25 protein-coding genes are annotated in these 25,521 nt (G+C 36.3%); 6 read left to right on the top strand and 19 right to left on the bottom strand.

Features of this window, described 5'->3' with window-relative positions; genetic code table 11:
* Window positions 1-189: 189 nt before the first annotated feature.
* From M030_RS0120730 to M030_RS0120690, 9 genes are all read right to left on the bottom strand, one after another.
* On the bottom strand, window positions 190-1,965 hold the full coding sequence (locus M030_RS0120730; RefSeq protein ID WP_027375151.1) for an acyl-CoA dehydrogenase family protein: 1,776 nt from the start codon (window positions 1,963-1,965) through the stop codon (window positions 190-192).
* A gap of 50 nt (window positions 1,966-2,015) precedes the next feature.
* On the bottom strand, window positions 2,016-2,372 hold the full coding sequence (locus tag M030_RS0120725) for a four helix bundle protein (RefSeq protein WP_027375150.1): 357 nt from the start codon (window positions 2,370-2,372) through the stop codon (window positions 2,016-2,018).
* Between the two features lie 35 nt (window positions 2,373-2,407).
* On the bottom strand, window positions 2,408-3,586 hold the full coding sequence (locus M030_RS0120720; protein WP_027375149.1) for a thiolase family protein: 1,179 nt from the start codon (window positions 3,584-3,586) through the stop codon (window positions 2,408-2,410).
* Between the two features lie 104 nt (window positions 3,587-3,690).
* Window positions 3,691-4,155 carry an IS200/IS605 family transposase gene (gene tnpA / locus M030_RS0120715; RefSeq protein WP_027375148.1) on the bottom strand — a complete coding sequence of 155 codons (465 nt, stop codon included), beginning with the start codon at window positions 4,153-4,155 and terminating at the stop codon, window positions 3,691-3,693.
* Window positions 4,156-4,241: 86 nt separating this feature from the next.
* On the bottom strand, window positions 4,242-6,635 hold the full coding sequence (locus M030_RS0120710) for a 3-hydroxyacyl-CoA dehydrogenase/enoyl-CoA hydratase family protein (protein WP_027375147.1): 2,394 nt from the start codon (window positions 6,633-6,635) through the stop codon (window positions 4,242-4,244).
* A 55-nt stretch (window positions 6,636-6,690) separates the two neighbouring features.
* Window positions 6,691-7,143 carry a MarR family winged helix-turn-helix transcriptional regulator gene (locus tag M030_RS0120705; RefSeq protein ID WP_027375146.1) on the bottom strand — a complete coding sequence of 151 codons (453 nt, stop codon included), beginning with the start codon at window positions 7,141-7,143 and terminating at the stop codon, window positions 6,691-6,693.
* A 169-nt stretch (window positions 7,144-7,312) separates the two neighbouring features.
* Window positions 7,313-8,233, bottom strand: a complete 921-nt coding sequence (locus M030_RS0120700; RefSeq protein WP_027375145.1) for an ABC transporter ATP-binding protein — start codon at window positions 8,231-8,233, stop codon at window positions 7,313-7,315.
* A 348-nt stretch (window positions 8,234-8,581) separates the two neighbouring features.
* Window positions 8,582-9,553: a FecCD family ABC transporter permease gene (locus M030_RS0120695; protein ID WP_027375144.1), complete on the bottom strand. Its 972-nt coding sequence runs from the start codon at window positions 9,551-9,553 to the stop codon at window positions 8,582-8,584.
* Window positions 9,554-9,577: 24 nt separating this feature from the next.
* Window positions 9,578-10,138: a TlpA family protein disulfide reductase gene (locus tag M030_RS0120690; protein WP_027375143.1), complete on the bottom strand. Its 561-nt coding sequence runs from the start codon at window positions 10,136-10,138 to the stop codon at window positions 9,578-9,580.
* Between the two features lie 33 nt (window positions 10,139-10,171).
* On the opposite strand from M030_RS0120690, the gene M030_RS0120685 reads away from it, so the two are divergent.
* The gene (locus M030_RS0120685) at window positions 10,172-11,296 is read left to right on the top strand and encodes a ferredoxin--NADP reductase (RefSeq protein WP_027375142.1); all 1,125 of its coding nucleotides are present in this window, start codon (window positions 10,172-10,174) and stop codon (window positions 11,294-11,296) included.
* A 56-nt stretch (window positions 11,297-11,352) separates the two neighbouring features.
* Window positions 11,353-11,910, top strand: a complete 558-nt coding sequence (locus M030_RS0120680) for a vancomycin high temperature exclusion protein (RefSeq protein ID WP_373277765.1) — start codon at window positions 11,353-11,355, stop codon at window positions 11,908-11,910.
* Here the strand turns inward: M030_RS0120680 and M030_RS0120675 are convergent.
* Entirely contained in the window at window positions 11,907-14,507 is a 2,601-nt protein-coding gene (locus M030_RS0120675; RefSeq protein ID WP_027375140.1) for a BamA/TamA family outer membrane protein, read from the bottom strand. The two genes, M030_RS0120680 and M030_RS0120675, sit on opposite strands and share 4 nt — an antisense overlap.
* Between M030_RS0120675 and M030_RS0120670 the strand changes: the two genes are divergently transcribed.
* Window positions 14,493-15,218 (top strand): TrmH family RNA methyltransferase, encoded by a 726-nt coding sequence (locus M030_RS0120670; RefSeq protein WP_027375139.1) that lies wholly within the window; start codon window positions 14,493-14,495, stop codon window positions 15,216-15,218. The two genes, M030_RS0120675 and M030_RS0120670, sit on opposite strands and share 15 nt — an antisense overlap.
* Window positions 15,219-15,323: 105 nt before the next feature.
* Here M030_RS0120670 and M030_RS0120665 read toward each other — a convergent pair whose 3' ends face one another.
* The 5 genes from M030_RS0120665 to porQ all read right to left on the bottom strand — a co-directional run bounded on the left by M030_RS0120665 (window position 15,324) and on the right by porQ (window position 18,413).
* Complete coding sequence (locus M030_RS0120665) at window positions 15,324-15,824, bottom strand: hypothetical protein (RefSeq protein WP_027375138.1); 501 nt, start codon at window positions 15,822-15,824, stop codon at window positions 15,324-15,326.
* 3 nt (window positions 15,825-15,827) lie between these two features.
* Window positions 15,828-16,136: a phage holin family protein gene (locus tag M030_RS0120660; protein ID WP_027375137.1), complete on the bottom strand. Its 309-nt coding sequence runs from the start codon at window positions 16,134-16,136 to the stop codon at window positions 15,828-15,830.
* Window positions 16,137-16,217: 81 nt separating this feature from the next.
* Window positions 16,218-16,568 carry a YtxH domain-containing protein gene (locus tag M030_RS0120655; RefSeq protein WP_027375136.1) on the bottom strand — a complete coding sequence of 117 codons (351 nt, stop codon included), beginning with the start codon at window positions 16,566-16,568 and terminating at the stop codon, window positions 16,218-16,220.
* 94 nt (window positions 16,569-16,662) lie between these two features.
* Entirely contained in the window at window positions 16,663-17,337 is a 675-nt protein-coding gene (gene cmk, locus M030_RS0120650; RefSeq protein WP_027375135.1) for a (d)CMP kinase, read from the bottom strand.
* An 83-nt stretch (window positions 17,338-17,420) separates the two neighbouring features.
* A complete protein-coding gene (porQ, locus tag M030_RS0120645; protein ID WP_027375134.1) occupies window positions 17,421-18,413 on the bottom strand; it encodes a type IX secretion system protein PorQ in 993 nt (330 codons plus the stop codon).
* A 167-nt stretch (window positions 18,414-18,580) separates the two neighbouring features.
* Here porQ and pyrH point away from each other — a divergent pair, with 167 nt between their 5' ends.
* Entirely contained in the window at window positions 18,581-19,288 is a 708-nt protein-coding gene (gene pyrH / locus M030_RS0120640; RefSeq protein ID WP_027375133.1) for a UMP kinase, read from the top strand.
* A 261-nt stretch (window positions 19,289-19,549) separates the two neighbouring features.
* On the opposite strand, the gene M030_RS0120635 is transcribed toward pyrH, so the two are convergent.
* On the bottom strand, window positions 19,550-19,804 hold the full coding sequence (locus M030_RS0120635; protein WP_027375132.1) for a hypothetical protein: 255 nt from the start codon (window positions 19,802-19,804) through the stop codon (window positions 19,550-19,552).
* 539 nt (window positions 19,805-20,343) lie between these two features.
* Here M030_RS0120635 and frr point away from each other — a divergent pair.
* On the top strand, window positions 20,344-20,898 hold the full coding sequence (gene frr, locus M030_RS0120630; protein ID WP_027375131.1) for a ribosome recycling factor: 555 nt from the start codon (window positions 20,344-20,346) through the stop codon (window positions 20,896-20,898).
* Between the two features lie 224 nt (window positions 20,899-21,122).
* Window positions 21,123-22,181, top strand: coding sequence for a 3-oxoacyl-ACP synthase III family protein (locus tag M030_RS0120625; RefSeq protein ID WP_027375130.1), 1,059 nt, complete (start codon window positions 21,123-21,125; stop codon window positions 22,179-22,181).
* Between the two features lie 96 nt (window positions 22,182-22,277).
* On the opposite strand, the gene M030_RS0120620 is transcribed toward M030_RS0120625, so the two are convergent.
* The 3 genes from M030_RS0120620 to M030_RS0120610 form a co-directional block, all read right to left on the bottom strand.
* On the bottom strand, window positions 22,278-23,063 hold the full coding sequence (locus tag M030_RS0120620) for a hypothetical protein (RefSeq protein WP_027375129.1): 786 nt from the start codon (window positions 23,061-23,063) through the stop codon (window positions 22,278-22,280).
* A 134-nt stretch (window positions 23,064-23,197) separates the two neighbouring features.
* Entirely contained in the window at window positions 23,198-24,655 is a 1,458-nt protein-coding gene (locus M030_RS0120615) for an LptF/LptG family permease (protein WP_027375128.1), read from the bottom strand.
* 109 nt (window positions 24,656-24,764) lie between these two features.
* Complete coding sequence (locus tag M030_RS0120610; protein ID WP_027375127.1) at window positions 24,765-25,412, bottom strand: LolA family protein; 648 nt, start codon at window positions 25,410-25,412, stop codon at window positions 24,765-24,767.
* Between the last annotated feature and the right edge of the window lie 109 nt (window positions 25,413-25,521).

Below are 25,521 nucleotides of genomic sequence, written 5' to 3'. Positions count from 1 at the left end.
GTACTGAACATCAGCCTGGATCATAATAGAATTCTCATGTGTATATTAATTTTCAATAAAAATAGTGTTTTTTATTGAAAATTCATAATTAAATAAGTGTAATGGGTTGAATGTCATAATATTATTAATAGAACGTACAAAAAAAGCGCCTCATAATGAGACGCTGAATCAAATTTATGTTATAAAAGACTAATAAGCTCCCTTATCAATATAGTGAGCCGCCACTTTTTCAGTTAATGCCACTACATTTGGATGGTTGGTATACTTTGTAAATCTTCTTAATCCGGAAAGCATCATTCTCTGCTCATCTCCTTCAGCAAAAGAAACAATTCCTTCTTTAGCTGCAGCAGTGATTTTTTCTACTGCTTTGTAAAGGTTTAACTGAGCCATAGCTGCTTCTACAGATTCAGGAGAGAAGTGTTTTTCTGCTCTTAATACTGCAGATTCTGCCATATAGATCTGGTTAAGAATTTCAGAAGCATTTAATAACAGATGTTGTTGTTTTTCAATATCCATCATATATTTTTGAAGAGCAGCTCCCGAAACCATTAAAAATACTTTCTTAAGGTTTGCGATAATAGCTTTTTCTTCACTCATGAATTCTGAGTAATCCGGAACTTCAAATGAAGGAATACCCATTAATTCCTTACTGATTGCCATAGCAGGAGATAAAAGATCCAATTCACCTTTCATTGCTCTTTTAATAAGCATTCCTACCGCTAATAATCTGTTGATCTCGTTGGTACCTTCATAGATTCTTGAAATCCTTGAATCTCTCCATGCAGCTTCCATTGGCGTGTCTTCAGAGAATCCCATACCTCCGTATACCTGAATACCTTCGTCTGCAGTATGCTGTGCAAGATCCGATACAAAAACTTTAAGGATTGAACATTCTACAGCGAATTCTTCAACACCTTTTAGCTCAGCAGCCTGATGATCCATTCCGCCAGCTACCAGTTCATCAATTTTATCCTGAACATTCTTTGCTGCTCTGTAAGAACCTGCTTCACTTACGAAAACACCGGTTGCCATTTCAGCAATTTTCTTTCTGATTGCTCCGAAAGTAGAGATAGAAACCCCGAATTGCTTTCTTTCATTAGAATACTGGATAGAGTGGTTTAAAATCCTTCTCTGCGCATCTAAACATGCTGCAGCCAATTTGATTCGGCCTACGTTCAATGCATTTAAAGCGATTTTGAATCCGTTGTTTCTTTCTCCTAAAAGATTTTCTACAGGAATTTTCATATCATTGAAAAATACCTGACGGGTAGAAGAGGCACGAATACCTAATTTATGTTCTTCCTCACCAAATGTTAAGCTTTCAGGATTTTCAAGTTCAGATCTGTTGATTACAAATCCGGTGATGTTTTTATCATCATCAATTTTTGCAAATAATGTAAATGTATCTGCAAATCCAGCATTGGAAATCCACATTTTCTGTCCGTTGATGATATAGTGTTTTCCGTCTTCAGAAAGTTTTGCTTTTGTTTTCCCTGAGTTGGCATCAGAACCTGCATCCGGCTCAGTTAAACAGTAAGCTCCAAACTTTGTTCCTGTTGCCAGATCCGGAAGATATTTTTTCTTTTGCTCCTCAGTTCCGTATAAAACGATAGGAAGGGTACCAATACCCGTGTGAGCACCGTATGCTGTTGCTAAAGAACCAGTTGTCCCGGAAAGATAATCGCAGGCAAGCATTGTGGTCACAAACCCCATTCCAAGGCCTCCGTACTCTTCAGGAACGGCAATTCCCAGCATTCCCATATCACCAAGTTTACGCATTGTTTCTTCTGTAAATGCATAATCTTTCTTTTCAAAACGTTCTCTTTGAGGAACTACCTCTCTATCTATAAATTCTTTTGCTGAATCACGAAGCATTTTTTGCTCCTCATTCAGTTCTTCAATGCTGAAAATTTCATTTGCAGGAATTTCCTTAATCAGGAATTCACCTCCTTTTAGTGTAGCCATATATTATTTTGTTTTTTTAGATTAAAGAACAAAGAGAAAAGATGAAAGACTTAGAATGTTAAATTCTTTTGAAAGCCAGAAATCATTCTCTGCAGTTCTATGATTTTATTTTCTATTTCTTCGGTTTTAGAAATTTCCAAGTAATTTCTGTTGGCCGAAATTATAATTTGAGTTTGCAATTCATAAAGAGAACCAAGACTTATTTCTAAAAAACGATTAAAATCTTTATTTGAACTTCTGCTTGAGCCTTCTGCAATATTGGAAGCTACAGAAACCGTACATCTTCTAATCTGAGACTTAAGCCCAAATTCTTCGTTTTTTGGAAAACGATCTGTAGCAACATAAACTTCATCAGCCAACTCAATAGAGAGTTTCCAGATATTAAGATGTTTGAAGTTATGTTTCATAAGTCTTTCCTCTTTATTCTTTGCTCTCTTAGTCGTTAAAGTAGTTCAAAAATAGAAGCTGCTCCCTGTCCTGTTCCAACGCACATTGAAACCATTCCGTATTTGTTTCCTCGTTTTCTCATTTCGTCGAGCAACTGAACCGTTAGTTTGGTACCTGTACATCCCAGAGGGTGTCCGAGTGCAATGGCACCTCCGTTTACATTCAGGATGTCAGGATTTAATCCTAATTCTTTTTTAATGGCTACAGATTGAGAGGCAAAAGCTTCGTTTAGCTCTATCAAATCGATATCTTTTAGCTCTAGACCTGCTTGTTTAAGGGCTTTTGGAATAGCATAGACAGGTCCCATACCCATAATTCTTGGTTCAAGACCAGCAGCAGCATACGCTACCAGTCTTGCTTCAGGTTCAAGACCTAATTCTTTTACCATTTCTTCGCTCATTACCATTACGAAAGCTGCCCCATCACTCATCTGAGAAGAGTTTCCGGCTGTTACGCTTCCTCCGTTGGCAAATACAGGTCTTAGTTTGGAAAGACCGGCCAAAGAAGTATCAGCCCTTGGCCCTTCATCTACAGAGAAGTCAAACTTTTTAGTCTGCATTTTCTGATTTTCATCAAGAAAATTATATTCTACGGGAATAGGAACAATCTGGTTGGCAAATCTTCCTTCCTGATTCGCTTTTAATGCTTTCATGTGAGATTCAAAAGCAAACTGATCCTGTTCTTCTCTTGTAATATTATATTGTTTGGCCACTTCTTCAGCTGTGTAGCCCATTCCCCAATAGTAATCAGGATTTGTTTTAGCGATATCAGTTTCCGGGACAGGTTTGTAACCACCCATCGGAATATATGACATAGATTCTGTACCTCCGGCAATGATACAATCAGCCATTCCTGCCTGTATTTTTGCTGAAGCGATAGCAATCGCCTCGCTACCTGATGCACAATATCTGTTGACCGTTACTCCAGGAACTTTATCCGTATTTAACCCCATTAAAGAGATCAGACGTGCAACGTTCAGCCCTTGCTCTGCTTCAGGCATTGCATTTCCTACAATAAGGTCATCAATTCTGTTTTTATCTAATTGAGGAAGCTCAGCCATTAATTTTTCAATAACGGTAGCTGCCATCACGTCAGGACGTGTAAAGCGTAGGGACCCTTTTGGCGCTTTTCCTACTGCTGATCTGAATCCTTTTACAATGTATGCTGTTTTCATTTTTTTTTAATTAATTTGTTTTGAAAGATTTTTGCCTCGTAGAGGTAAACTGTTTATAGATATTTATTAATGCTTTTTTTTGGAGCTCCGTTAGGAGCGACCTGTTAATCTTCAATCCATTCAAATACATATTTTGGATCATAGTCAATTTCAAATTTTGTCAAGAAATCAAAATATTCTTCTCTAAACGTCTTCTTTTGATGATGTTCTTCCTGGTTTAAAATATATTTTACAACCGAATCAACACCACTTCTGGAATAAGAAAAAGCTCCGTATCCTTCCTGCCAGTTGAACTTATTATTCATCCATCCTTTTTCATTGATGAATTTTGAAGAGCCCGCTTTAATATCTCTTACTAAATCTGATACCGAACATGTCGGACCCATACTTACAAGAAGATGAACGTGATCAGGCATCGCAAAAACTGCGAATAATTTTTGATTTCTATTGGACACAACACCTGTAATAAATTTATGTAATTCCTCCCTTTTTTCTTTTGAAATCAAGTTTTGTCTTCCTTTAACAGCGAAAACAATGTGGATATAAATTTGTGTGTAGGTATTTGCCATAAAACTAATAGGCCGCCTCTAAGAGGCTCTTTTATTTCTTAAAACTATTCATAGCTATTAACAGTTCGCTCCTACGGAGCTCCCCATTAGTTTCTCAACGGTTTACCATTTTGCAACATATACTGAATTCTCTCCAATGTCTTTCTTTCACCACAAAGCTGAAGGAAAGTTTCTCTTTCAAGATTCAATAGATACTGTTCTGTAACGACGGTTGGTTCAGATAAATTTCCACCTACCATTACGTTGGCCAGTTTATCTGCAATTTTCTTGTCGTGTGCAGAAATATAGTTTCCGGTAAGCATTTGGTCTGTTCCTACATAGAACATTCCTAATGCATCTTTACCTAAAACTTTTACTTTTTGTTCGATAGGTTGGGTATACCCTTGTTCTGCCAATAGTTTAGCAACCTTTTTAGCTTCGGCAATCTGTCTGTTTTTGCTTACGGAAACGATATCTTTTCCTTTTTCAAGGATTCCCATATCGTAAGCTTCATAGGCGGAAGTGGCTACTTTACCCATTGCGATATTCATGAAAGCATCACGAAGTCTGTTATTTTTAACATCATCACTGTGGAATTCTCTGGAAGTTCTCAGGGTAAGTTCTTTAGTACCACCACCACCAGGAATGACGCCGACTCCGGTTTCTACCAGTCCAATATAAGTTTCCGCTGCAGCAACTACACGGTCTGCGTGCATGGTCATTTCACATCCACCACCTAAGGTCATTCCGTGAGGAGCTACCACTACAGGAATAGAAGAGTAGCGTACTCTCATCATGGACTTCTGAAAGTAAGCGATTGCCATATTTAAATCATCCCAGTCCTGCTCAATAGCCATCATCAGGATCATTGCCAGGTTTGCTCCTACTGAGAAATTGGCACCTTGATTTCCTATAACCAATCCGTCATATTCTTTTTCTGCTAAATCGATCGCTCTGTTGAGGCCGTCAAGAACTTCGCCTCCAAGAGAGTTCATTTTAGAACGGATTTCAAAATTGATGATTCCGTCTCCTAAATCTTCGATAGCGGCGCCGGAGTTGCTCCAAAGCGTCTTGTTTTTTCTGATATTATCAAGGATAATGAAGGCATCCTGTCCAGGGATTTTGTTGTATTGCCCTGAATTTTTATCTACATAAATGCTTTGTCCTTCATCGTTAACTTTATAAAATGTTTCTACATTTTTAACCCAGTCTGAAACTTCGTAGCCGGCATCTTTGGCCAGTTCAATACCTTTCTGAACTCCTACGGCATCCCAGATTTCAAAAGGTCCGTTTTCCCATCCGAATCCGGCTCTCATGGCGTCGTCAATTTTGTAAACTTCGTCAGAGATTTCAGGAACTTTATGAGAGACGTAAGCGAATAATGCCCCCAGTGATTTTCTGTATAATTCTCCCGCTTTATCTTTGCCACCAATCAAAACTTTGAATCTGTCAATTGGTTTGTCTATAGCTTTTGTTAATTCCAGGGTAGGGAATGAAGATTTTCCCTGAAGTTCGTATTCTAAAGTATCAAGGTTTAAGCCATGAATTTCAGATTTACCTTCTGCATTTTTAACCTTTTTATAGAAACCTTGTTCTGTTTTTGAACCCAGCCATTTATTATCCATCATCTTCTGGATGTAATCAGGAAGTGCAAAAACATCATTAAAATCGTTAGCTTCAGCACCACTTTGGCGAACTCCATTTGCTACCATTACCAAGGTATCAAGACCCACAACGTCAGCTGTTCTGAACGTAGCAGATTTAGGACGTCCGATTACAGGTCCTGTTAATTTATCCACATCAGAAACCGTAAGTCCTAATTTTTGTACATTATGAAGAAGATCCATCATAGAGAATACTCCGATTCTGTTGGCAATGAAGGCCGGAGTATCTTTTGCCAAAACGGTGGTTTTACCTAAGAATTTAGCTCCATAATTCATATAGAAGTCTATGATTTCAGGATCTGTATCGTTTGTAGGGATAATTTCTAAAAGAGGAAGATATCTTACAGGATTAAAAAAGTGAGTCCCTGCAAAGTATTTTTTAAAATCTTCACTTCTTCCTTCTGTTAATAAATGAATGGGAATTCCGGATGTATTAGAAGAAATTAAAGTACCCGGTTTTCTGAACTGTTCAATCTTTTCATATACCGATTTCTTGATGTCAAGCCTTTCTACAACTACTTCAATGATCCAGTCTGTATTTTTTATTTTCTGTAAATCATCATCGAAGTTACCCACCTTGATTCTATCTGCAAACTTTGGAGAATAAAGAAGTGCAGGACTTGCTTTTTTAAGTTTTTCAAAGTTTTCCGTAGCAATTCTGTTTCTTACTACCTTATCTTCTTTGGTCAAACCTTTTTTCTGTTCAGCTTCCGTCAGTTCAAAAGGAACGATATCCAAAAGTGACACTTCCACACCGATGTTTGCGAAGTGCGCTGCAATACCGCTACCCATAATTCCTGAACCAAGAACCGTTACATGTTTGATTCTTCTTTTCATATGTAAATTTTTATTATTTGTAAGATTATATGTGGCCATAAGGCCCCATAATAATTTATTTCCTGTTGTTTAGTAATTCGTTTGCTATTTTCATGATTTCAGTCATTACATCTTTAAAAGTTTCCATCTTTTCAGGAGCAATTTTCTCCATGACTTTCTTATTAAAGTTGACAACGACTTCTTTGGACATATTCCTTGAATTAAGTCCTTTATCCGTAAGTTTGATAATAACCTCCCTTTTGTCAGTGGTTGTTTTCTCCTTATAGATGTATCCGTTATCTTCCAGAAGTTTAATGATTCTTGTTAAAGAGGTAGGTTCTATGGCCATTTTGGGACCAAGATTGGTACTTCTCGTGCCTTCTTTGGGATCAATTTTAAGAAGGGTAAGGGCTTGTACAGCTGTTGAATCATGCTCTTGTGCCAATTCGGTGTACATTTTAGAAACAGCCAGCCAGGTCTGTTTTAAAATTAAATCTACGTTTTCTATTTTTTCCTTATTATTATCCATCATTTTTTGCGCCAATGGTTTTACCCAAATTTAATAAATATTATGCATGCATAATATTTATTAACGTTAAATTTTGTTAATAGATTGATAATAAACGGATTAAATTATATGACAAGCATAATACTATGCATGCATAGTATGTGAAATAATCAAATAAAAGCGTTGATTATTAAATGTTTTCGATTAAAATTATGATTTCTTCAAAAGATTCACATTGGTATTCCGCGGAATTGTTGGTGATCTCCCAAAAGGTATCCTTAAATTCAAAATTAAAGGAAGAAAGGTCTTTTTGAAAGTTTTTCTGAAGTAAAGAATACAACATTTCTTTATGGACCGGCGGTGCAGAAATATGGGGAGGGATAAATTTTTCATTAACTTCAAATAATGAAGGATTCGTCAGCTCTTCGTGCTGAAGAAGGAGGTCTTCCACAATTCCTGTATAAAGCTGTTTATCTTTTACGTACCATATTTTGTCTGCAAATTCTTTGGCAAGTCTCCAGTCGTGAGAGGAGAATAAAATAATTCTATTTTGCTCTTTGGCTAATCGTCTTAGTGTTTTAAGAATGATGATTTTGTTCTTTTCATCAAGATGGGTGGTGGGCTCATCTAAAATAATAATAGGAGAGTTCTGGGTAATAGCCCGTCCGATAAATGCTTTCTGAAGATTACCGTCCGAAAGATTTTTCAGCAGCGTATACCGGTATTGACTGAGATCAAGTTCCTCAATAATATGAGCAACCTCTTCCCGGTCTTCTTTTTTCAATTCAAAATAAAAAGGATAGTAGATGTATTTTCCCAGAGAAATGAGGTCTTCAACAGTATAATGCTGTGGAATGACCGATTTTGAAAAAACAATAGCAATATTCTCTGCAACTTCCTTTACAGAAAGACTTTTTATATTTTTTCCATTGATTGAGATCTCTCCCTGAAGTAATGGAGTCTGATGTAAAATAGATTTGATCAAAGTTGTTTTTCCTACACCGTTGTTGCCAATCAACAAACAAACGTCACCTAGCTTTAAATCTGCAGTGGCATTAGAAATTAATGTTGTATTGTAACCGATATGGGCTTGTCTGATCTGTAAGTGCATGTCTGATGTTCGCTAAAACGCAAAGGCGCAAATTGTTTTACAAAAATACAGTTTTAAGCCGCATGGAATTTGACAAAATAAAAATTTTTATTCTGTTTTTTAATTTATAAATGATGGCAAATTAAATATAGTATAATGTAATGCCACAAAATCACGAATATATTTCCTTATATGATTTCATTTTTTTCGACCGGATAGGCACATAGAATTTATGCATAGATAATTTTATTCGCGGATTAGTAGCAACATATGATCGGTTTACATCTGCTGAACATATTGATTTTCTTGCGTCTCAAAAGCAAAATTTTATTTAAAAAAGCTTTACGTTCTTTAGTTTCAACTAAATGATTATACTCTGTTCTGTTTCAAAAGCATTCCCAGGATCACAGGAATTCCAAAAACAGAACTGATCACATTTAAAGGAATCTGCGTCTTTTCTGCAATAATTGAGAAAAACAACATAATCAGCATTCCCAGAAACATATTAAGAATCCATTGTTGCCATAGTTTGGATGGATTGTACACCAGTCTGCAGAAATGAGGCACGATAATTCCAATAAATAGGATAGGACCTAAAAATGCTGTAATAGAAGCAGAAAGTAAAGAAGCTGCGACAATGATCAATAATTTCAGTTGTTTCAGATTGACGCCCAGACTTTGTGCATATGCAGTGCCCAGAGAATTTCCAATCAAGGGTTTTATGGTTTTAAAACAGAAAAAAAGTCCTGTGAATACCAATATGGACAAGACATAAATCTGGTTTCTGTTGACCATATTATTGGCTCCGAAGGACCATAGAATATAATTTTTAAGGCTTTGATTTTCAGCATAAAATTGAAGTAACGAAACAATTGCTCCGGCAAATGCAGATACCAGAAATCCAAAAATAATCAGGTAAGATTTATCCTGGAATTTATTGGACATTGATAACAGAATAAGCATGAGGACAAGGCTTCCTCCAATGGCTGATAGGCTTAAAAAACTATTTTGAAGAAATTCCGGCAGCAAAATGTCATGGGAAAAGAAAATATAAAATGCCACCGACAAACTGGCTACCGAGGTGATTCCCAGGATATCAGGCCCGGCCAGCGGGTTTTGAAAATACTCCTGCATCAAAAAACCGGAAGTAGGAATTGAAATTCCTGCAAGAAGCATAACCAGTACACGGTTGATCCGGATTTCTGCAATTTGGTTCTGTGGGGAATTTTGAAAAAAATCTTTGATATCTAAACTTAAAAATCCTGTGTTCAGATTGATAACTGCACCGATAATGATTGCAATAACTAATAATAGACACAGGATTTTAAACCTTTTTGACATGATTCGGAAAGAAGTCTGTATAGATTACTTTAAAAAAGAATCAATCTTGGAATTCAACACTTCTTCAGTCATCATTCCCAGATACTCATCCGTTTTGTCTCCTTTTCTCATAAAAGTAAAAGGAATCGATCCTCCGTCCCATTGTTTGAAATTACTGGAAAAGAAGGTCGGGTCTATTTTTTGTCCGTCTAACAGGATAACATTTTTCCCCAGGTTATTTTCTACGACAAAGTTTTTTACTGAAGTATCCCACTCGGATTTATCATCAAGATTTACGAAGGTGAACTTTACAGGTTTACCTTGCAGCTCCTGCATTTTGTTTTTGAAACTTGGGATCTCTCTCATACAAGGACCACACCATGTAGCAAAAAAATTAGTGACATATAACGTATCGTTATTTTTAGCTAAATGCTGGCCGACGTTTTCAGGAGAAAGTTCTTTCGGTACATATGTATCAGCTTTATTATCTGTATTTTGGGTTACAGAAAGGGAATCTGTTGTTGATTGGGCATCGTTTGTCTTAGCGTCTTTTTTACAGCTGTACAATGCAGTTAAAATCAACGTGGATAAAATTATCTTCTTCATAAATTATTTTTTATCTATTTTTGAATTGAAGTTATGGAACAACAAATCTACAAAGGGAAACTTATACAGTTTCATCCGTTAAAAATAGCGAAAAAGGAAGAGCTGACCAAAAATACTTTTTCTCTGGAGTTCGAAATTCCTGAGAATTTAAAAGAAAATTTTAAGTTTGAAGCAGGGCAGTTCGTGAGTGTGAAATTTCAATCTCATGGTAAAGAGGTTATTAATGACTATTCAATGACTTCGGCACCCTACGAGGGGAAAATAGATCTTGGAATAAAGGTGAATTCTATTGATGGAGCTACTTCGCAGCTATTCAGGAATTACCAGGTGGGAGACGAATTGCTGATAAGCGAACCCGCAGGCAGATTTACCATAGTCTCTAAACCAAGTGAGTTTAGAACGATCGTTGCTTTTGCGGCAGGCATTGGAATTACCCCCATATTAAGTCATTTTAAAAACATCCTTCATAACGAACCACGCACAAGATTGTTTTTATTTTTTGGAAACAAGAGTTCCGATGAGCTGATATATCGTGATCAACTGGACAATCTTGCACGCACAAATGGTGACAGGCTTCAGATTTTTTATTTTTTCTCACAAGAAAAAACAGCTGATCAGTTTTTCTATGGTAGATTAGACGAAAAGAAATTAAACTTAATCATTAACCAGATTCTTCATCTGGATGATACTGATGAAGAATCTACCATCTGGGATGCCGTTGATGAAGTACTGATATGCGGAAAAGGAGAAATGATTAAGACCTTAGCCAACGCTTGTTACCATCACGGAATTCCTAAAAAAAATATTCATTTTGAACTTTTTGAAGAATATAATGATGATATTTATCCTGTTGAGAAAGAATTTCCGCTTATTGAAGATATTGAGGTGAAGTTTACTATGCTGGGGAAAGAATACAATACACATCTCCCTGATAATAAGGATCGGATTCTGCAACAGCTTTTAATTCAAAAATTTCCTGTGCCTTATTCATGTAAATCCGGAATTTGCGGCAGTTGTGAATGTTCTCTGGAAGAAGGAGAAGTGGAACTGTTGGAGAATGAATACCTTACGGAAAAAGAGGAAGCGCAGGGGCATATACTGGCTTGCATGTCTATTGTGAAAAGTAAAAAAATAAAGCTTAACTTTGATCTTAGTTGAGAATTATTAGGAACATATTCAATTTAGGTTTAGTGTCATTAGAGTTGGGAATTCTGATGATATGTTTTTGTAATGTCTGGGTTTTCGGGCTTACGAATGGTCGTACCTACACCAAAATATCTAAAATTCCTCCCAGAGAGATTGCCCTTGTTTTAGGAACTTCTCCTAAGATGAGATCAGGATTATCAAATCCTTATTTTACCAAAAGGATGGATGCGGCAGCTCTTCTTTATCACCATGGAAAAATTAAAAAAATTATTGTAAGCGGAGAGAAAAGCAAAGGCTATAATGAACCGGCTGCCATGAAAAATTATCTGGTTTATCAGGAAGGCGTTCCCGGAGATATTATCATAGAAGATCCGAAAGGCTTTAATACGTACAAGAGTATTCTTCGTTGTAAAGATGTCTACAAAAAGAAAAATGTAATCATTGTATCACAGGGATACCATAATCTGCGTGCCTTATTTTTTGCAAGAAATAATGATATGAATGCTTTGGGGTTTGATGCTCAGGATGTCAATAAACCTGAAAGCTTTTACAGAAATCAGGCGAGGGAAATCCTCGCCCGTGTGATTGCTGTAGTATATTTTATTCTGGGTGTTTCTCCGGATTAGAAAGGATACCCGAAGGCAATATTAAGTGTTGGTTTGAAAGGCTGAATGTTTTTGATTCTCCAACGATCTCCTTCAGCTTTGTTAGGATCATAGATTTTATAGGCAAAATCTAATCTTAACGTAATATAAGCTACGTTTACCCTTAATCCAAATCCACTTCCGATACCCATTTGTCCCAGGAATTTATTGAATTTAAAGACATCGTTATGTGCATCATTGTGATCACGAAGACTCCATGTATTTCCGATATCGGTAAACAACGCCCCTTCATACATACTGGTAAAAGGAATTCTGTATTCAATATTGGTGGTGAGCTTAATATCGTTGGTCATATAAGTACGCACTCTTTCGTCCACCTGAGAATCTGCAGGACCTAATCCCCCAAAGGCAACCCAGGCTCTGATATCGTTTGATCCACCATTGAAATAGGATTTGATAATAGGCATATCATCAGAATTCCCATAAGGAATACCTACACCGACAAACTGTCGCAGAACCAATGTCTGGTTACCATTGAATTTGAAATATTTTCTGGTATCAATATCAAATTTTACATATTGTGCATAAGGGATTCCGAAGATTGTTTTTTGAGGACCCATAACAACTCCGCCGTCATTACTTCTTTTATTGAAAAGGCTTAGGATATTACCTGCCAGCTCAACTTTTCCATTGAAGTAAAAGGCATTGGGATATTCTTTTTTACCAATCTCATTGTATACAAAGTTGTAGATCATGGATGAAATAAGCACATCCTGAGTTTGCCTTTCTTTGTTAATAAGACTCCCTCTGAAAGTTGACAAAAGGTCAAGCCCCTGCTGACCAAGAGTGGCACGATACGTGTCATCGGTAATGATTCGCTCGGATAACTGATCCATCGACACCGCCCCAGATTCATAAGCTGTTTTGGCTGCGGGATCATAAGCAAAATAACTGTTAAACGCTTCATCTCTTACCAACATGTCGTTCCTGAAATAGTCATAGTACGCATTCTTATTCTTCGTCAAACTGATCTGTGTATTGAATAAGGTCAGCTTATGGTAAACCTGTTCATTTACATTCGCCTGGTAGTTCAATCCTGTATTAAAGTTTAATCTTCCGAGACCGATGTTATTTTGTATCGAAGCTCCCAGCAAAATGGATGAAGTGGGTGTATATCTTTTAGGGATAAATTTATAATAATTAAAAGGCAGCAACAGCCGCGGGAAGTTTAAGGATGCCTGGGCAGATAGTTCATATGCCAGCGTTCTTTTATCAATATCACCTGTACTCCTGATAGAACCGAATGTCCCGGAAAGACTGGTGGAAAGGTTTTCCGCACCTCTGAAAACATTACGGGTCGTAAGATCTACAGAAGGAGAGATTCCAAGATTCAGAATCTGGGAATAATTAAGATCCGTTCCTACTTTAAGTTCATACTTCGGAAGTGGTTTTAATACATATAAAACATCTACAATACTGTCGTTAGGCGTGGTCATTCCTCCCTGTCTCAAGGAATCTCTTGCTTTTACGATGCTGAAATTGTTCATGGTCATAAGATTCCTCTTCGTCACATCGAGTTTCTGCTGATCAAAAAGCTGTTTATTATCTACAATGATAGCTCTCCATAGTGATGATGATTTATACTTATCATTCATTTTATGGAATCGTATTCTTCTCAAACTGTCTTTAACAGTATTTTTTGGGTAATCGCTTGCTTCATCTACAATCGCAACGTCGATATTTCCGAAAGTAGCTTTTTTATAAGGGCGGTCCAGTGAGTCTTTATGAATTTCCAGGGTAACCGGAACCTGCTTTTTACTTTTCAGCGAATCGGCGACAAAATATATTTCGTCATTGGAACTGTTGAACCTGTAATACCCTGATTCCCTCATCAGGTCTGTAATTCGGGTCACTTCCTTTTCAAGAGCTGTTTGGTCAAGGATTTGTCCGGCTCTTACAAGGGTTTTATCAATATGATCATTATAAATTTGTTTTATTCCCTGATCAGGAATATTAAAATAATAATCTTTGATATAAGTAGGATCGTTGTGTCTGATGATATAATCTACTGTTGCCTTTTTAGAAGCGGAGTCCAGTTTATTGTTAAATTTAACATCACCATCCCAAAATCCTCTGTAGACGAGTCTTTTTTTGATAGATTCCGCACTTTTTTCTGTTCGCCCCTGATCAAGAATAACAGGCGGAGTACCCCAATTGTGTAATAAACGGTCAAAAAGAAGGCTTTTTCCTACACTGCTTTTAATGTTGTATTTAAGGAACAGAGAATCTCTCAGTTTCTGATTTCTCATTTCCCCGGGATACGTCATATACTCATTAAGGACCGTATCATATTTAGGATTGGCCATATTGTAGAAAAGCAATCCTAAGGGCATGAAGAGAAGCTGCTTTTTATTAGGCTTCTGTTGTACGTAATCTTTTAGTTCATCATCAAAAAATTCTCTTTTGTCTTCGAAGTCGAAATTGTTCCTGGTAAGGAGATATTCACCGTTCGGAACTTTTTTTGTTGTACTACAAGCATAAAGGAGACCAACAAATGTTGCAAATGAGATAATTTTATAATATTTTTGAGGAGAATTCTTAAAATGCTTACAGCTCATACAATAAAAGTTTTACAATCTTTAGATAAAAAGAAGTTCAGGCAAAAATACAATTTGTTTTTGGTTGAAGGTAATAAAATCATTTGTGAACTTTCTAATTCCAATTTTAAAGTTAAAGAAATATTCTCAACCGATCCGCAAAAATTGGACCGTACAGACATTCCCATCACTCATATCTCTGAAAATGAGTTGAAAAAAATCAGTTTTTTAAAAACCCCAAAAGATTCTGTTGCAGTATGTCATCTGGCTGATGATGAAAGATTGGAGGATAAAAATATTCAGTTGGTTCTGGATGGTATTCAGGACCCCGGAAATTTAGGAACTATTATCCGGTTGGCAGATTGGTTTGGGATAGAACAGATCATCTGCAGTGAAGACACTGTGGATTTTTACAATCCGAAGGTAATTCAGGCTACCATGGGATCTTTTACCCGGGTAAATGTGGTCTATACAGACCTTGTAGAGTATCTTTCAACAACTCAGAATGTAAATATCGGAACCGATATGGAAGGGGAAAATATCTACACTTTTGAAAAACCTGAGAAGATCAACCTGATTTTAGGAAATGAAGGTAATGGTATGAGGCCGGAGACGGAGACGCTTCTTCAGAAAAGTATCAGCATTCCGAGATTTGGAAAATCGCAGTCTACAGAAAGTTTAAATGTTTCGATGGCTGCGGGAATTATTTTAGGACAGTTATTTTCAAAATAAACTTCAGATTTCAGATATCAGATTTCAGACTTTTAACAGGTTGGGGAAAAATTAATTACTCAACCGATACATCCGGAATCTGATGTCTGACATCTATATAAATTGTTATATCAATTGTTCCATACTGGATACACTTTTATTTTTCTGATACACTTCCATTTTCTTACGGACATATTTCAAGGCAATAGGAGCGAGGTATATTAAAGCTACCCCTATCAGTTTTTTCTTCCAGTTAGAGCTTTTCATATTCTTTTTGGCGTAGTTTCCTACCAGGGCAGTAACACCGAGTTTAACCAGGCTGTCTGTGATATTTCCTCCTTTGAAGGCAGAGCTGGCAATTCCTACTGCTGTATTTTTACTGATCAGCAGATCTTTTACTTCCGAGGTAAGCTGTTTTGCAATGACATCTTTTCTTAAAACTACTTTTTCATCACCGTCTTCATCCACTTTTTCCTGAAGATACTGATCACTTAAACCATTGGTAAAAGCACTCAGACTCTCTTTGGTATTTTTAAAGGTAAGAAGATTCTCCAGATCACTTATTTCACCCTGAAGCAGTTTTTTCTTTCTTCTTAATTCTTCAATGCTTTCATATTTTCTGCCCATAGCTTAATGATTTAAAAATTTAATAACCTGATCTGCAACAGTATTGACGATTTTATTTTTGAAAGCAATAACGAAAGCCATTACCAACGCATAAAATGCAGCAACAATTAAGAATCCGTAGGAATAATTATCCAACGCCTTACCGATAAGGAAAGCGACTCCAAAATTGAAAAGGATAATAAAAAAAGCAAAAGCAACAAGCAGTACTACAAAGTAGGTAATGAGCCCTGCCGAAAGAGAAGATTTTTCAGTAGCTTCAATTTTCAGAAGATCTATTCTCTTCGAGGCGTATTCTTTAATAGTTTCTATCATTGTTTTTTTTTAAAGTTACAAAAAAAGGAACTTTTATGCAAAAAGTTCCTTCTTGTAATTTACTTAAAGAAGATAAATTACTTATTTTTTTAGATCGTTAAGTTCAGCCTCTACATCCTTTACTACATCAGCTGTTTTAGAAACAATCTGATCTTTGTACTTGTCGTATCCGTCTTTCACAGTATGTGCTACGTTATTCGCTGTTTCTTTGAAAGTAGAAGAAATATTGCCATACTGGTCTTTTACCTTTTCAGAAACCTCTCCATACTTATTTTTAGCCTGATCTTTTAAATCGTTTGTTTTATTTTTGATTTTTTTTCTGGTTTCTTTTCCTTCTTCAGGTGCATATAAAATTCCTAAGATTACACCTGCTGCAGCACCTGCAAGAAGTCCTGCCAATATACCTGCTGTATTTTTTCCTTTTCTAGACATTTTAAGTTTTTTAAAATTAATAATAGATTAGTTTTTTCAGTAATAAAACTTACAATTTGTATACCAAAGGAGGCTTTATGCCTATTAAAAATTGTTAAATCTTTTGAATGTGGGATAGAATAAGTTCTATAGTTTCTTCCTTTGTCAATTCAGAATTATCAACAACTATAGCGTCCTCTGCCTGCTTTAAAGGGGCGATTTCACGCTCACTGTCTATCTTATCCCTGTCGATAAGGTTTTGTTTCACCTGCTCTCTGACAGCCTCAATCCCCAGGCTTTTAAGTTCCAGAAACCTTCTGTTTGTTCTTTCATCAATACTGGCAGTAAGGAAAAATTTATAGTCCGCATTTGGCAGAACTACAGTCCCTATGTCACGTCCATCCATAATGACACCTCCTTTTTCTGCCAAAGAACGCTGAGATTGTAATAAAAAATCTCTGATTTCTTTTTGTTTGGCGACAAGGCTTACATTTTCGGATACCAGATTGGTACGGATTTCCTTAGAAATATCTTCGTTGTTAAGATAAAGAATGAGTGTTCCTTCACTGTTTTTAAACTCAAGATTGATGTTGCTGAAAGAAGAAAATAGTTGGTCAAGGTCGATCTGACCATTGTCATTCAGGCAGTGTTGCAATGCATACCAGGTAACTCCTCTGTAAAGTGCTCCCGTGTCCATATGAATAAGTCCCAGCTTATCGGCAATGATTTTGGAGATAGAACTTTTTCCGGTAGACGAGTACCCATCGATAGCAATTACTGGTTTTTTCATACTGCAAATTTCAAGATTTTTTTTAAAAAATCAAGAGAAGGCAAGAAATTTATTACTTATTCTAAGATTTTCAGAGAGATAAATTATTCTCCAGCATGGCTTGAAAGGTCCATGGAAACTCCTATCTGATTGACATTGGATGAGTTGTGATATCTCACATGAGCATAATCGATCCGGAACCTCGAAACTTTAATTCCAAATCCTGCCGAAAGCCCTGAAAAGTTTCTCTGATCCGCCACAGCAAGCTCATTTCCTCTTTTTACATTGTATCCGAGTCTGATATTGAAGCTTTTTTCCGGGAATAACTCTGCCCCTAAAGAGAAGTGGTCGGCAATCTTTCTGCCGGCATTCACTTTCTGACCTTCAACATTATATTCGGAAGAAATGTCGAACTTCTGGAGATCATGGGCTGTAACAGTAATAGCTAAAGGGAAATTTTTTAAAGTTTTGGTATATCCAAGATCAATTCTGAACGGAAGATTTTCGCGCACTCCATTGAATGATTTTAACTGGAATCCGAAATTTCTCAGAACAAGGGAAAGAACTTCTTTGTTTTTTTTGTTGTGATAGGTAACCCCTGCAGTTCCTGAGATGGCAGAAGAAGTATAATTATCAATTTTTGAAGTCACAAAATTAAGACCCCCACCGATGGTCCAGTCTTCTTCAAACTGGTAGGCATATCCGGCACCGATGGCAACATCTGAAGCTTTGAAGTCTCCATTCTGAAATCCGCTTTCGTCTGTTCTCGGAATACTTCCGTAACTCATATAACGGGCATTGATGGTAGCCATGTGACCATTTTCAAAGTCTTTGGCATAGGCAATGGTACCGTATTTTGAATCAGCAAGGTATGCCGTGGCGTTTACAGAAAGCTGTTTATCAGAGTCTTTGTTTAAAAGGGACGGGTTTGCAATAGCAAAGGAAACATCAGAATCTCTTACAGAAATCGCATCTCCTCCAAGGGCTGCTTGTCTTGCAGAAACAGGTACATTTAAGAACGGATAAACATTTGTTCCTGTTTGCGCATAAGAAACAATTCCAGATAGAAATAATGAAAAAATGATAATTTTCTTCAATTCAGTTTATAATTAATGCAAAAATAATCCTTTTTCGTACTTTTCAAAATATTTCTGACATTATTTCTAATTAAATATTTTTCTTCTATCAATATCTTTAATGATTATATTTGCAAAATCAAATTCTGGGGAAACCCATCCTAATAAAAAGTTACTAAAAATAAAAGATGAAATATAAAAGAATCCTTTTGAAACTGAGCGGTGAGGCCTTAATGGGGAACAGACAATACGGTATTGACAACGAAAGACTGCAGGAATATGCTGCAGAGATCAAAAAAGTAGTTGAAAAGGGCTGTGAAGTTGCAATCGTTATCGGAGGTGGAAATATTTTCCGTGGCGTAGCAGGTGCTGCAAAAGGAATGGATAGAGTACAGGGAGATTATATGGGAATGCTGGCTACCGTGATCAACGGAATGGCATTGCAGGGAGCATTGGAAGATGCAGGTATCAAAACCAGACTTCAGTCGGCAATCGAAATGGATAAAGTTGCTGAACCTTTCATCAAAAGAAGAGCAGTAAGACACCTTGAAAAAGGGAGAGTAGTGATCTTCGGGGCAGGAACAGGAAACCCTTATTTCACAACCGATACAGCTGCCACTTTAAGGGCTATTGAAATTGGAGCAGATGTGATCCTTAAAGGGACAAGAGTAGACGGAATCTACGACAGCGATCCTGAAAAGAATGCAGATGCTGTAAAATACAATTCATTATCTTTTGATGAAGTATATGCTAAAAACCTTAAAGTAATGGATATGACTGCCTTCACCCTGAGCCATGAAAATAAATTGCCTATCATCGTATTCGACATGAATAAAGATGGCAATCTTGAAAGAATTGTAGATGGGGAGAATGTAGGTACTTTAGTTGATTTGTAAATAATAGATGATGAGATCTGGAATAGTACATCGGTACTGTCTTCAGAATGTCATTCTTTTAATTATATAAATTAGGCAATGCTTGAAAAGCATTGCCTAATTTTTTTGCCGCAACCTTACAATGGCTACGTGATTATCAATATGTAGAATAAGCTGTTTCATTAAACGAAATTATACAATACACCACTACCGATTTTTACTGCTATTCTTTCATTTACTCTTATTCAGTGTGGGCATATAATTTTTAATAAACTGGATCCCCTATATTTGTAACTGTAAATTAGCATTGTCGGGATCAGCTGCCAGACTCAACCCGGACAGAATTTTATGTCCTAAATAAAATAACAAATGAACTGAGTCTTTTGGGATGCGAACCTGCAGGTTGTAAGAATTAATCATTTCATATTTCCACTTATATAATGCGCAATGATTCATCATTTCTTGTAAATCTCTATTTAAAAGCGCAAGTGTTACAGTAACTTCATTATCGTATAATTCTTCGTGAATTGGTTCCATTGCTAGTTTTAAAATGTTTTTTATGCATTATCAAGCAATATGCCACAGTAGGGGCTAAATGGTTGATGTGGTATTATTTTTTTGAAGAAATTTTTATTTTATAAATACGTACCACAAAAAGAGTGATTTCCTTAAACAGTGACCTTGTTGGCATATGCATTGCTAATGTTAATGCAGGTTTTTAAGAGAAACTTTATTTAACACCACATCACTTTTATATATTTCATTTATCACTTTCCTCCTTCGGGAGGTTTTTTATTTATATTTACTGCTCTCTGATAAGAAATGAAAAGGAAAAGACACATAACAACCGATAATAAGCCGTGGGCAACCTTTCCGGGTTCCTGTAGAGTATAAATGAGTGAGAAGTTAAAAATTGGGAAAGCCGATGTACTGAAATATCGAAAACAATTATTATTTTTGCACCACTGAATAGTAAAAATAGTGGAAAGGACTTAAAAAACAAAGGTTTTGAATAGTTAGCTATTTGATTGTCAGTATGTATTAAAATGTGTAATTTATCAAACTATCAAATAATAATGGAAGAATTAGATCTTATATTAGAATCTGTAAAGCAGGACATGGACGCAGCTGTAAAGCACCTGGATCATGCATTTCAAAGAATTAGAGCGGGACGTGCTTCTACCTCTATGGTTCAGGATGTAATGGTGGAATATTATGGAGCTATGACTCCTCTTAACCAGGTTGCGAACGTTTCTATTCCAGATGCAATGACTATTTCTATTCAACCTTGGGACAGAACAGCAATCAATGCAATTGAAAAAGCAATCATCAATTCAAATTTAGGCTTTGCGCCTTCTAATAACGGGGAAAATATCATTCTTAATGTTCCGCCTTTAACAGAAGACCGAAGAAGAGAATTGGCGAAACAGGCTAAAGTAGAGGCAGAGCAAACAAAAGTAACAGTAAGAAACGCGAGACAAGACGGTTTGAAAGAGCTTAAAAAGCTAGATGGAGTTTCTGAAGATGTTGTAAAAGGTGTGGAAGAAGAAATTCAGACATATACCGATAAATATGTAAAGCTTTGCGATGAGCATCTTAAGACAAAAGAAGCTGAAATTATGAAGGTATAATTTTTCAGTTTTTTGAAAATATATCACGAGAGGTTTCCCAAAAGGAAGCCTCTTTTTTTATTCCCATCCGTATGCAAAACGAAAGTTGTTATGTGAATCATTTTATTTTTTCACATAATGGTCCGAACGATTATAATATATTGACAAGTATTGACGTTAATTCATTATATTTATAAAATTATTCCTGCAAAACCTTATTAAAACAGGAAGTTAAACATTAAAGGATGACAAAAATTATTGGTGTGGGGAACTACATTCCATCTGAAACGATCACAAACCTGTTTTTTGATAAACATATTTTTCTAAATGACAGAGGAATATTATTAAAAGAAAACAATGCGTCTATAACAGAGAAATTAAAAAAGATCACCGGTATTGAAGAGAGAAGATATGCTAACAATACTCAGGTTACTTCAGATTTAGGATTTATTGCTGCCCGTGAAGCCATCGAAAATGCAAAGATTGATCCCGAAACATTAGACTATATAATATTTGCCCATAATTTTGGTGATGTCCGTTTCGGAACTGTTCAATCAGATATGGTTCCAAGCCTTGCAGCACGAGTGAAACATTTACTAGGAATCAGAAATAATTTTTGCGTTGCCTATGACGTTTTGTTCGGATGTCCGGGTTGGATTGAAGGGGTAATACAGGCCAATGCATTTATTAAAGCGGGAATTGCAAAGCGCTGTCTCGTTATTGGAGCAGAAACGCTTTCGCGTGTTGTGGATATTCATGACAGAGACAGCATGATCTATGCTGACGGAGCCGGTGCGGCGATTTTGGATGCTAACCCTGATGGTGAATCAGGCATAAAGTCTCATCTGTCAGCTTCCTATACATTTGCTGAGAAGGATTATCTGTATTTCGGAAAATCATATAATAATGAGAAATGTCCTGATACAAGGTATATTAAGATGGATGGAAGGAAAATATATGAATTTGCCCTTTCCAATGTTCCTGATGCTATGAAAAAATGTTTTGACAGCAGTGGCTATTCTATTGATCAATTAAATAAGATCATTATCCATCAGGCTAATGAAAAAATGGATGAAGCTATCGTTGACAGATTTTACCAACTGTATGGAATGAAAGTTCCTGAAAACATTATGCCTATGGTGATCCATAAACTGGGTAATAGCAGCGTGGCAACCATTCCGTCTTTGCTGACGATGATTTTAAAGGATGAAATGGAACATCATAAAATCAAAAAGGATGATGTGGTCTTGTTTGCTTCGGTAGGCGCTGGAATGAATATCAACGCCTTTGTTTATAAGTTTTAGGCTTAAGATTAAAAATAAAAAAGAGATTCATTGAATCTCTTTTTTATGATTAACTAAAATATAGGGCTTTTTAATAGGAGTTCGTATAACTGGATTTTATTTACAATTTTCATTATAATCATAGATCACTTCATTCACCAATGATAGCTTATCAGTCATTGTGTTACTGATTTCATCCCGGATAAACTTTCCAAGTCCCGTTCTCTTTTTTTCTTCATTCTTCAGAGATCCGTATTCGCCTTTTGCCATTTTACCTTTTGCATAAGGACAATCTGCAATAATAATTTTTGCTTTTGAAGGGGTAAGCTCTTCTGCTTTTCCTCCTTTTTTGGAATAAATATAATTGGGATTATTAATTAACCGGTCGGCCTCTGCCTGTGAGATTGCATATGCTGTATTGGCAGTGACTGATGTCGGGTAGCCATACAATTTATACACCGTGATTTTACCATCCATCACAAGCTCTGCAAATTGAGACGTCCTCGAAAGGTTGTTAAGGGCTTTAAACCCTGCACCTATTCCTGTGGAGCTTTCAGATCCTATAAGGGCTTCTCTGGTATTCGAATATTTTACAGCTTTGAAAATTCTGGGATTGTCACCTTCGTAGATCATGTACTCTTTGATCTCATCAGCGTCGTACGTCTTATACTTGATCCGGTTTTTTACCTTATCAATATCGGCAACAGCAGCAAATTTTACTTTCAGCTGATTTTGCCACGGGCTTACAGAACTTCCGTTAAGGCGTACAACCCCTTCAATTTTTTTTCCGGATTGATCAATTATATATCCATATTTCTGGCCATTGTAAGTATCTGTCTCCTCCTGCGCGTACATATTCACGGAAAGAAAGCCAAAGAGGCCCATCAGTAGTAATTTCTTCATGGTTATTTTTTTAATGTACGCAAAGATAATTTTTTATATTTAAAATCATAATAGAAGATAATTTTTAAATATAAACCAAAAGAAGTCCGGAATTTTCCGGACTTCTTTATTATTTTAAGTTAATCGTTCATGTACTATTGATATCTCTGATGCTCTTTATTTTTTACAAACAATTTAACAATCGGTTTAAAGAATGCCTTATATTTTTCAGCATCAAATAATTGAGAATCGGTCAATGCCTTGTAGGTCATCCAAACTCCAAAAGGGAGAAGAATCAGGTTAGGAAGCCACGCCGCCAGATATGGATTCATTTTTCCACTCCATGACATGTTTTCCACTCCTACATTCAATACATAAAATACGATGAAGATCACAATAGCTATAATCACAGGAAGGCCCATACCTCCCTTTCTGATGATAGATCCTAAGCTGGCCCCGATCAGGAAAAAGATGATACAGGTTACAGAATACGACACAATTCTCTGTTGATAAATAACAATTTTACTAAAGTATTTTACGTTGGTACTGAATTCATTCTTTCTTGATTCCAGTGATGTTTTCAGGTTGTCGAGTCTGTTGTAGGAATTATAGATGATATCCAGTTTTTTAGTTCCTTTTACAGTATCCAGTTTTATCTGGGCTTTGGCAGCGACCTTAGCTTTATTGCCCTTATCCATATAGCTGATAACTGAATTGGTCTGGCTTAAAACATCATTTCCGATGTTGGTAAAAAACTGTTCATTTTCCTTTTTGCTGGTAGCGATCGTTTGATTCAGCTGATTATAAGTCTGAAAGCGGTAATCATCCGTAATTTTCTCCTCTTCGATAGCTTTATTGATGATCTCACTAATGTTGAAGTGAGAAACCAACGTGTCGAATTTGATAGACTGATCGGGTTGTTTTTGTTTCACCAGATCACCTCTTCCCGCAAAATTATCCTCAAAGATATAGCCGTTATACAAAACCAGTTTCAGGAAATTTTTGTTTGTAGCAGGAACAAACTTTCCTTTTTCGGCAACCACCGATTGCTGGTTTTCGTAAGAACTTGCTTTTTTATGGACAAAAACACCTTCTATATTTTCCCCGTTTTCACCATATATTTTATCAAACTTTACCATATATCCTGGAATCTGGTCGATAAATTGCCCCGGAGTAAAATTGATTGCAGGCTTTGTCTGGGCAATATTGAACAGCATGTTCTTTGCCTTTTTCTGAAAATCAGGAATAATATTGTTGGAGAAAAAGAAGAGCATAATTGCCAGTATGGTAGCAATACCCAATAAAGGAGTCATTACCCTGGTCAGAGGAATTCCCGCAGCTTTCATTGCGGCAAGCTCATAGCGTTCCCCGAACTCTCCGAATGACATAATACTCGCCAAAAGAATCGTAAGCGGGAGAACCATACTGATAACATTTACCCCAAGGTAAAAAAGAAGTTTAAGGATTTGCCAGTAGCTTAATCCCTTTCCCATAAATTGTCCCAGTTGAACCCAGATAATGTTTACAATAAAAATGAAAAACAATACGCTGAATATAAAGAAAAACGGTCCAAAGAAGGTTTTTATGATATATCGGTCTAGTATTTTTAACATGCGCCAAAATTAATCAAAAAGCCACAAAGTTTACTTGTGGCTTCTTATATTTTGTTATTTTTTTAACGTTAAAAGCAAATTTACCCTTTGTGAATTCGCTATCAGGTTTTTAAAGTTCCGTAATGACGTAGTTTTTAAACTTATTCTTGTCAAACACAAACATATTAGGATCCAGTTCCTGATTTTCCTTGTATTCTTTGATAGCGATTACTGCAACATCTTTATTGCTTCCGTGCTGCTCAAGCTTTACCATTTGCTTTTTGGCGGAATCTACAAAAAGATAGACATATTTTATTCCGTTTGACTTTACCGGAGTAAGCTTAATGAAATCTGCATTCACACCGTTTACTGTTTTCTTACCATTATACGTTACATTATAGTCGTTTCTGTAAGTGCTCAGGTAATTGATAGGGGAGAAGAGCGCACTGCTTCCGTTAGGCTTTGCTATCGTCACTTCCATATCATCAGCGTTGATGTTATAGATTTTATTTCCGTCAAAGATCTGTTCGGTATCCATGATCTTTAATTTATACTTATCTCCGGCAGAATAATAAATACCGGGTTCAGTTTTGGTTACCTGCTCGTTCAGACCACTTCCAAAAGAAAATTTGAAGTAAGAATTCTTTTTAGATTTATAGTTGGCTGTAATGTCATCTAATATTTTTTTAGCCTTTGCATCAATTTTCTGGGCACTTGCCATACTTACCGCACCTACAACGAAACTTCCTAATATAACTTTTGAAATAATATTTTTCATTTTACTAATAATCTTTTAAATACTTTTAACTTTAGGGATCAAATCACTCGTTTTCCCTGTATTGACGCAAATATTTCAAAAACTGTTCCAAAGGATGAGAGAGGCTGTT

Source organism: Chryseobacterium sp. UNC8MFCol (assembly GCF_000482305.1).
GTDB lineage: Bacteria > Bacteroidota > Bacteroidia > Flavobacteriales > Weeksellaceae > Chryseobacterium > Chryseobacterium indologenes.
The sequence above is the reverse complement of the archived record's forward strand: the minus strand, read 5'-3'. Positions and strand labels throughout refer to the sequence as shown.

What these genes read in the sequence shown, in the direction of transcription:
- M030_RS0120730 (WP_027375151.1), bottom strand. Translation starts at nt 1,965, where the DNA reads ATGGCTACACTAAAAGGAGGTGAATTCCTGATTAAGGAAATTCCTGCA.
- M030_RS0120725 (WP_027375150.1), bottom strand. Translation starts at nt 2,372, where the DNA reads ATGAAACATAACTTCAAACATCTTAATATCTGGAAACTCTCTATTGAG.
- M030_RS0120720 (WP_027375149.1), bottom strand. Translation starts at nt 3,586, where the DNA reads ATGAAAACAGCATACATTGTAAAAGGATTCAGATCAGCAGTAGGAAAA.
- tnpA (WP_027375148.1), bottom strand. Translation starts at nt 4,155, where the DNA reads ATGGCAAATACCTACACACAAATTTATATCCACATTGTTTTCGCTGTT.
- M030_RS0120710 (WP_027375147.1), bottom strand. Translation starts at nt 6,635, where the DNA reads ATGAAAAGAAGAATCAAACATGTAACGGTTCTTGGTTCAGGAATTATG.
- M030_RS0120705 (WP_027375146.1), bottom strand. Translation starts at nt 7,143, where the DNA reads ATGGATAATAATAAGGAAAAAATAGAAAACGTAGATTTAATTTTAAAA.
- M030_RS0120700 (WP_027375145.1), bottom strand. Translation starts at nt 8,233, where the DNA reads ATGCACTTACAGATCAGACAAGCCCATATCGGTTACAATACAACATTA.
- M030_RS0120695 (WP_027375144.1), bottom strand. Translation starts at nt 9,553, where the DNA reads ATGTCAAAAAGGTTTAAAATCCTGTGTCTATTATTAGTTATTGCAATC.
- M030_RS0120690 (WP_027375143.1), bottom strand. Translation starts at nt 10,138, where the DNA reads ATGAAGAAGATAATTTTATCCACGTTGATTTTAACTGCATTGTACAGC.
- M030_RS0120685 (WP_027375142.1), top strand. Translation starts at nt 10,172, where the DNA reads ATGGAACAACAAATCTACAAAGGGAAACTTATACAGTTTCATCCGTTA.
- M030_RS0120680 (WP_373277765.1), top strand. Translation starts at nt 11,353, where the DNA reads ATGATATGTTTTTGTAATGTCTGGGTTTTCGGGCTTACGAATGGTCGT.
- M030_RS0120670 (WP_027375139.1), top strand. Translation starts at nt 14,493, where the DNA reads ATGCTTACAGCTCATACAATAAAAGTTTTACAATCTTTAGATAAAAAG.
- M030_RS0120675 (WP_027375140.1), bottom strand. Translation starts at nt 14,507, where the DNA reads ATGAGCTGTAAGCATTTTAAGAATTCTCCTCAAAAATATTATAAAATT.
- M030_RS0120665 (WP_027375138.1), bottom strand. Translation starts at nt 15,824, where the DNA reads ATGGGCAGAAAATATGAAAGCATTGAAGAATTAAGAAGAAAGAAAAAA.
- M030_RS0120660 (WP_027375137.1), bottom strand. Translation starts at nt 16,136, where the DNA reads ATGATAGAAACTATTAAAGAATACGCCTCGAAGAGAATAGATCTTCTG.
- M030_RS0120655 (WP_027375136.1), bottom strand. Translation starts at nt 16,568, where the DNA reads ATGTCTAGAAAAGGAAAAAATACAGCAGGTATATTGGCAGGACTTCTT.
- cmk (WP_027375135.1), bottom strand. Translation starts at nt 17,337, where the DNA reads ATGAAAAAACCAGTAATTGCTATCGATGGGTACTCGTCTACCGGAAAA.
- pyrH (WP_027375133.1), top strand. Translation starts at nt 18,581, where the DNA reads ATGAAATATAAAAGAATCCTTTTGAAACTGAGCGGTGAGGCCTTAATG.
- M030_RS0120635 (WP_027375132.1), bottom strand. Translation starts at nt 19,804, where the DNA reads ATGGAACCAATTCACGAAGAATTATACGATAATGAAGTTACTGTAACA.
- frr (WP_027375131.1), top strand. Translation starts at nt 20,344, where the DNA reads ATGGAAGAATTAGATCTTATATTAGAATCTGTAAAGCAGGACATGGAC.
- M030_RS0120625 (WP_027375130.1), top strand. Translation starts at nt 21,123, where the DNA reads ATGACAAAAATTATTGGTGTGGGGAACTACATTCCATCTGAAACGATC.
- M030_RS0120620 (WP_027375129.1), bottom strand. Translation starts at nt 23,063, where the DNA reads ATGAAGAAATTACTACTGATGGGCCTCTTTGGCTTTCTTTCCGTGAAT.
- M030_RS0120615 (WP_027375128.1), bottom strand. Translation starts at nt 24,655, where the DNA reads ATGTTAAAAATACTAGACCGATATATCATAAAAACCTTCTTTGGACCG.
- M030_RS0120610 (WP_027375127.1), bottom strand. Translation starts at nt 25,412, where the DNA reads ATGAAAAATATTATTTCAAAAGTTATATTAGGAAGTTTCGTTGTAGGT.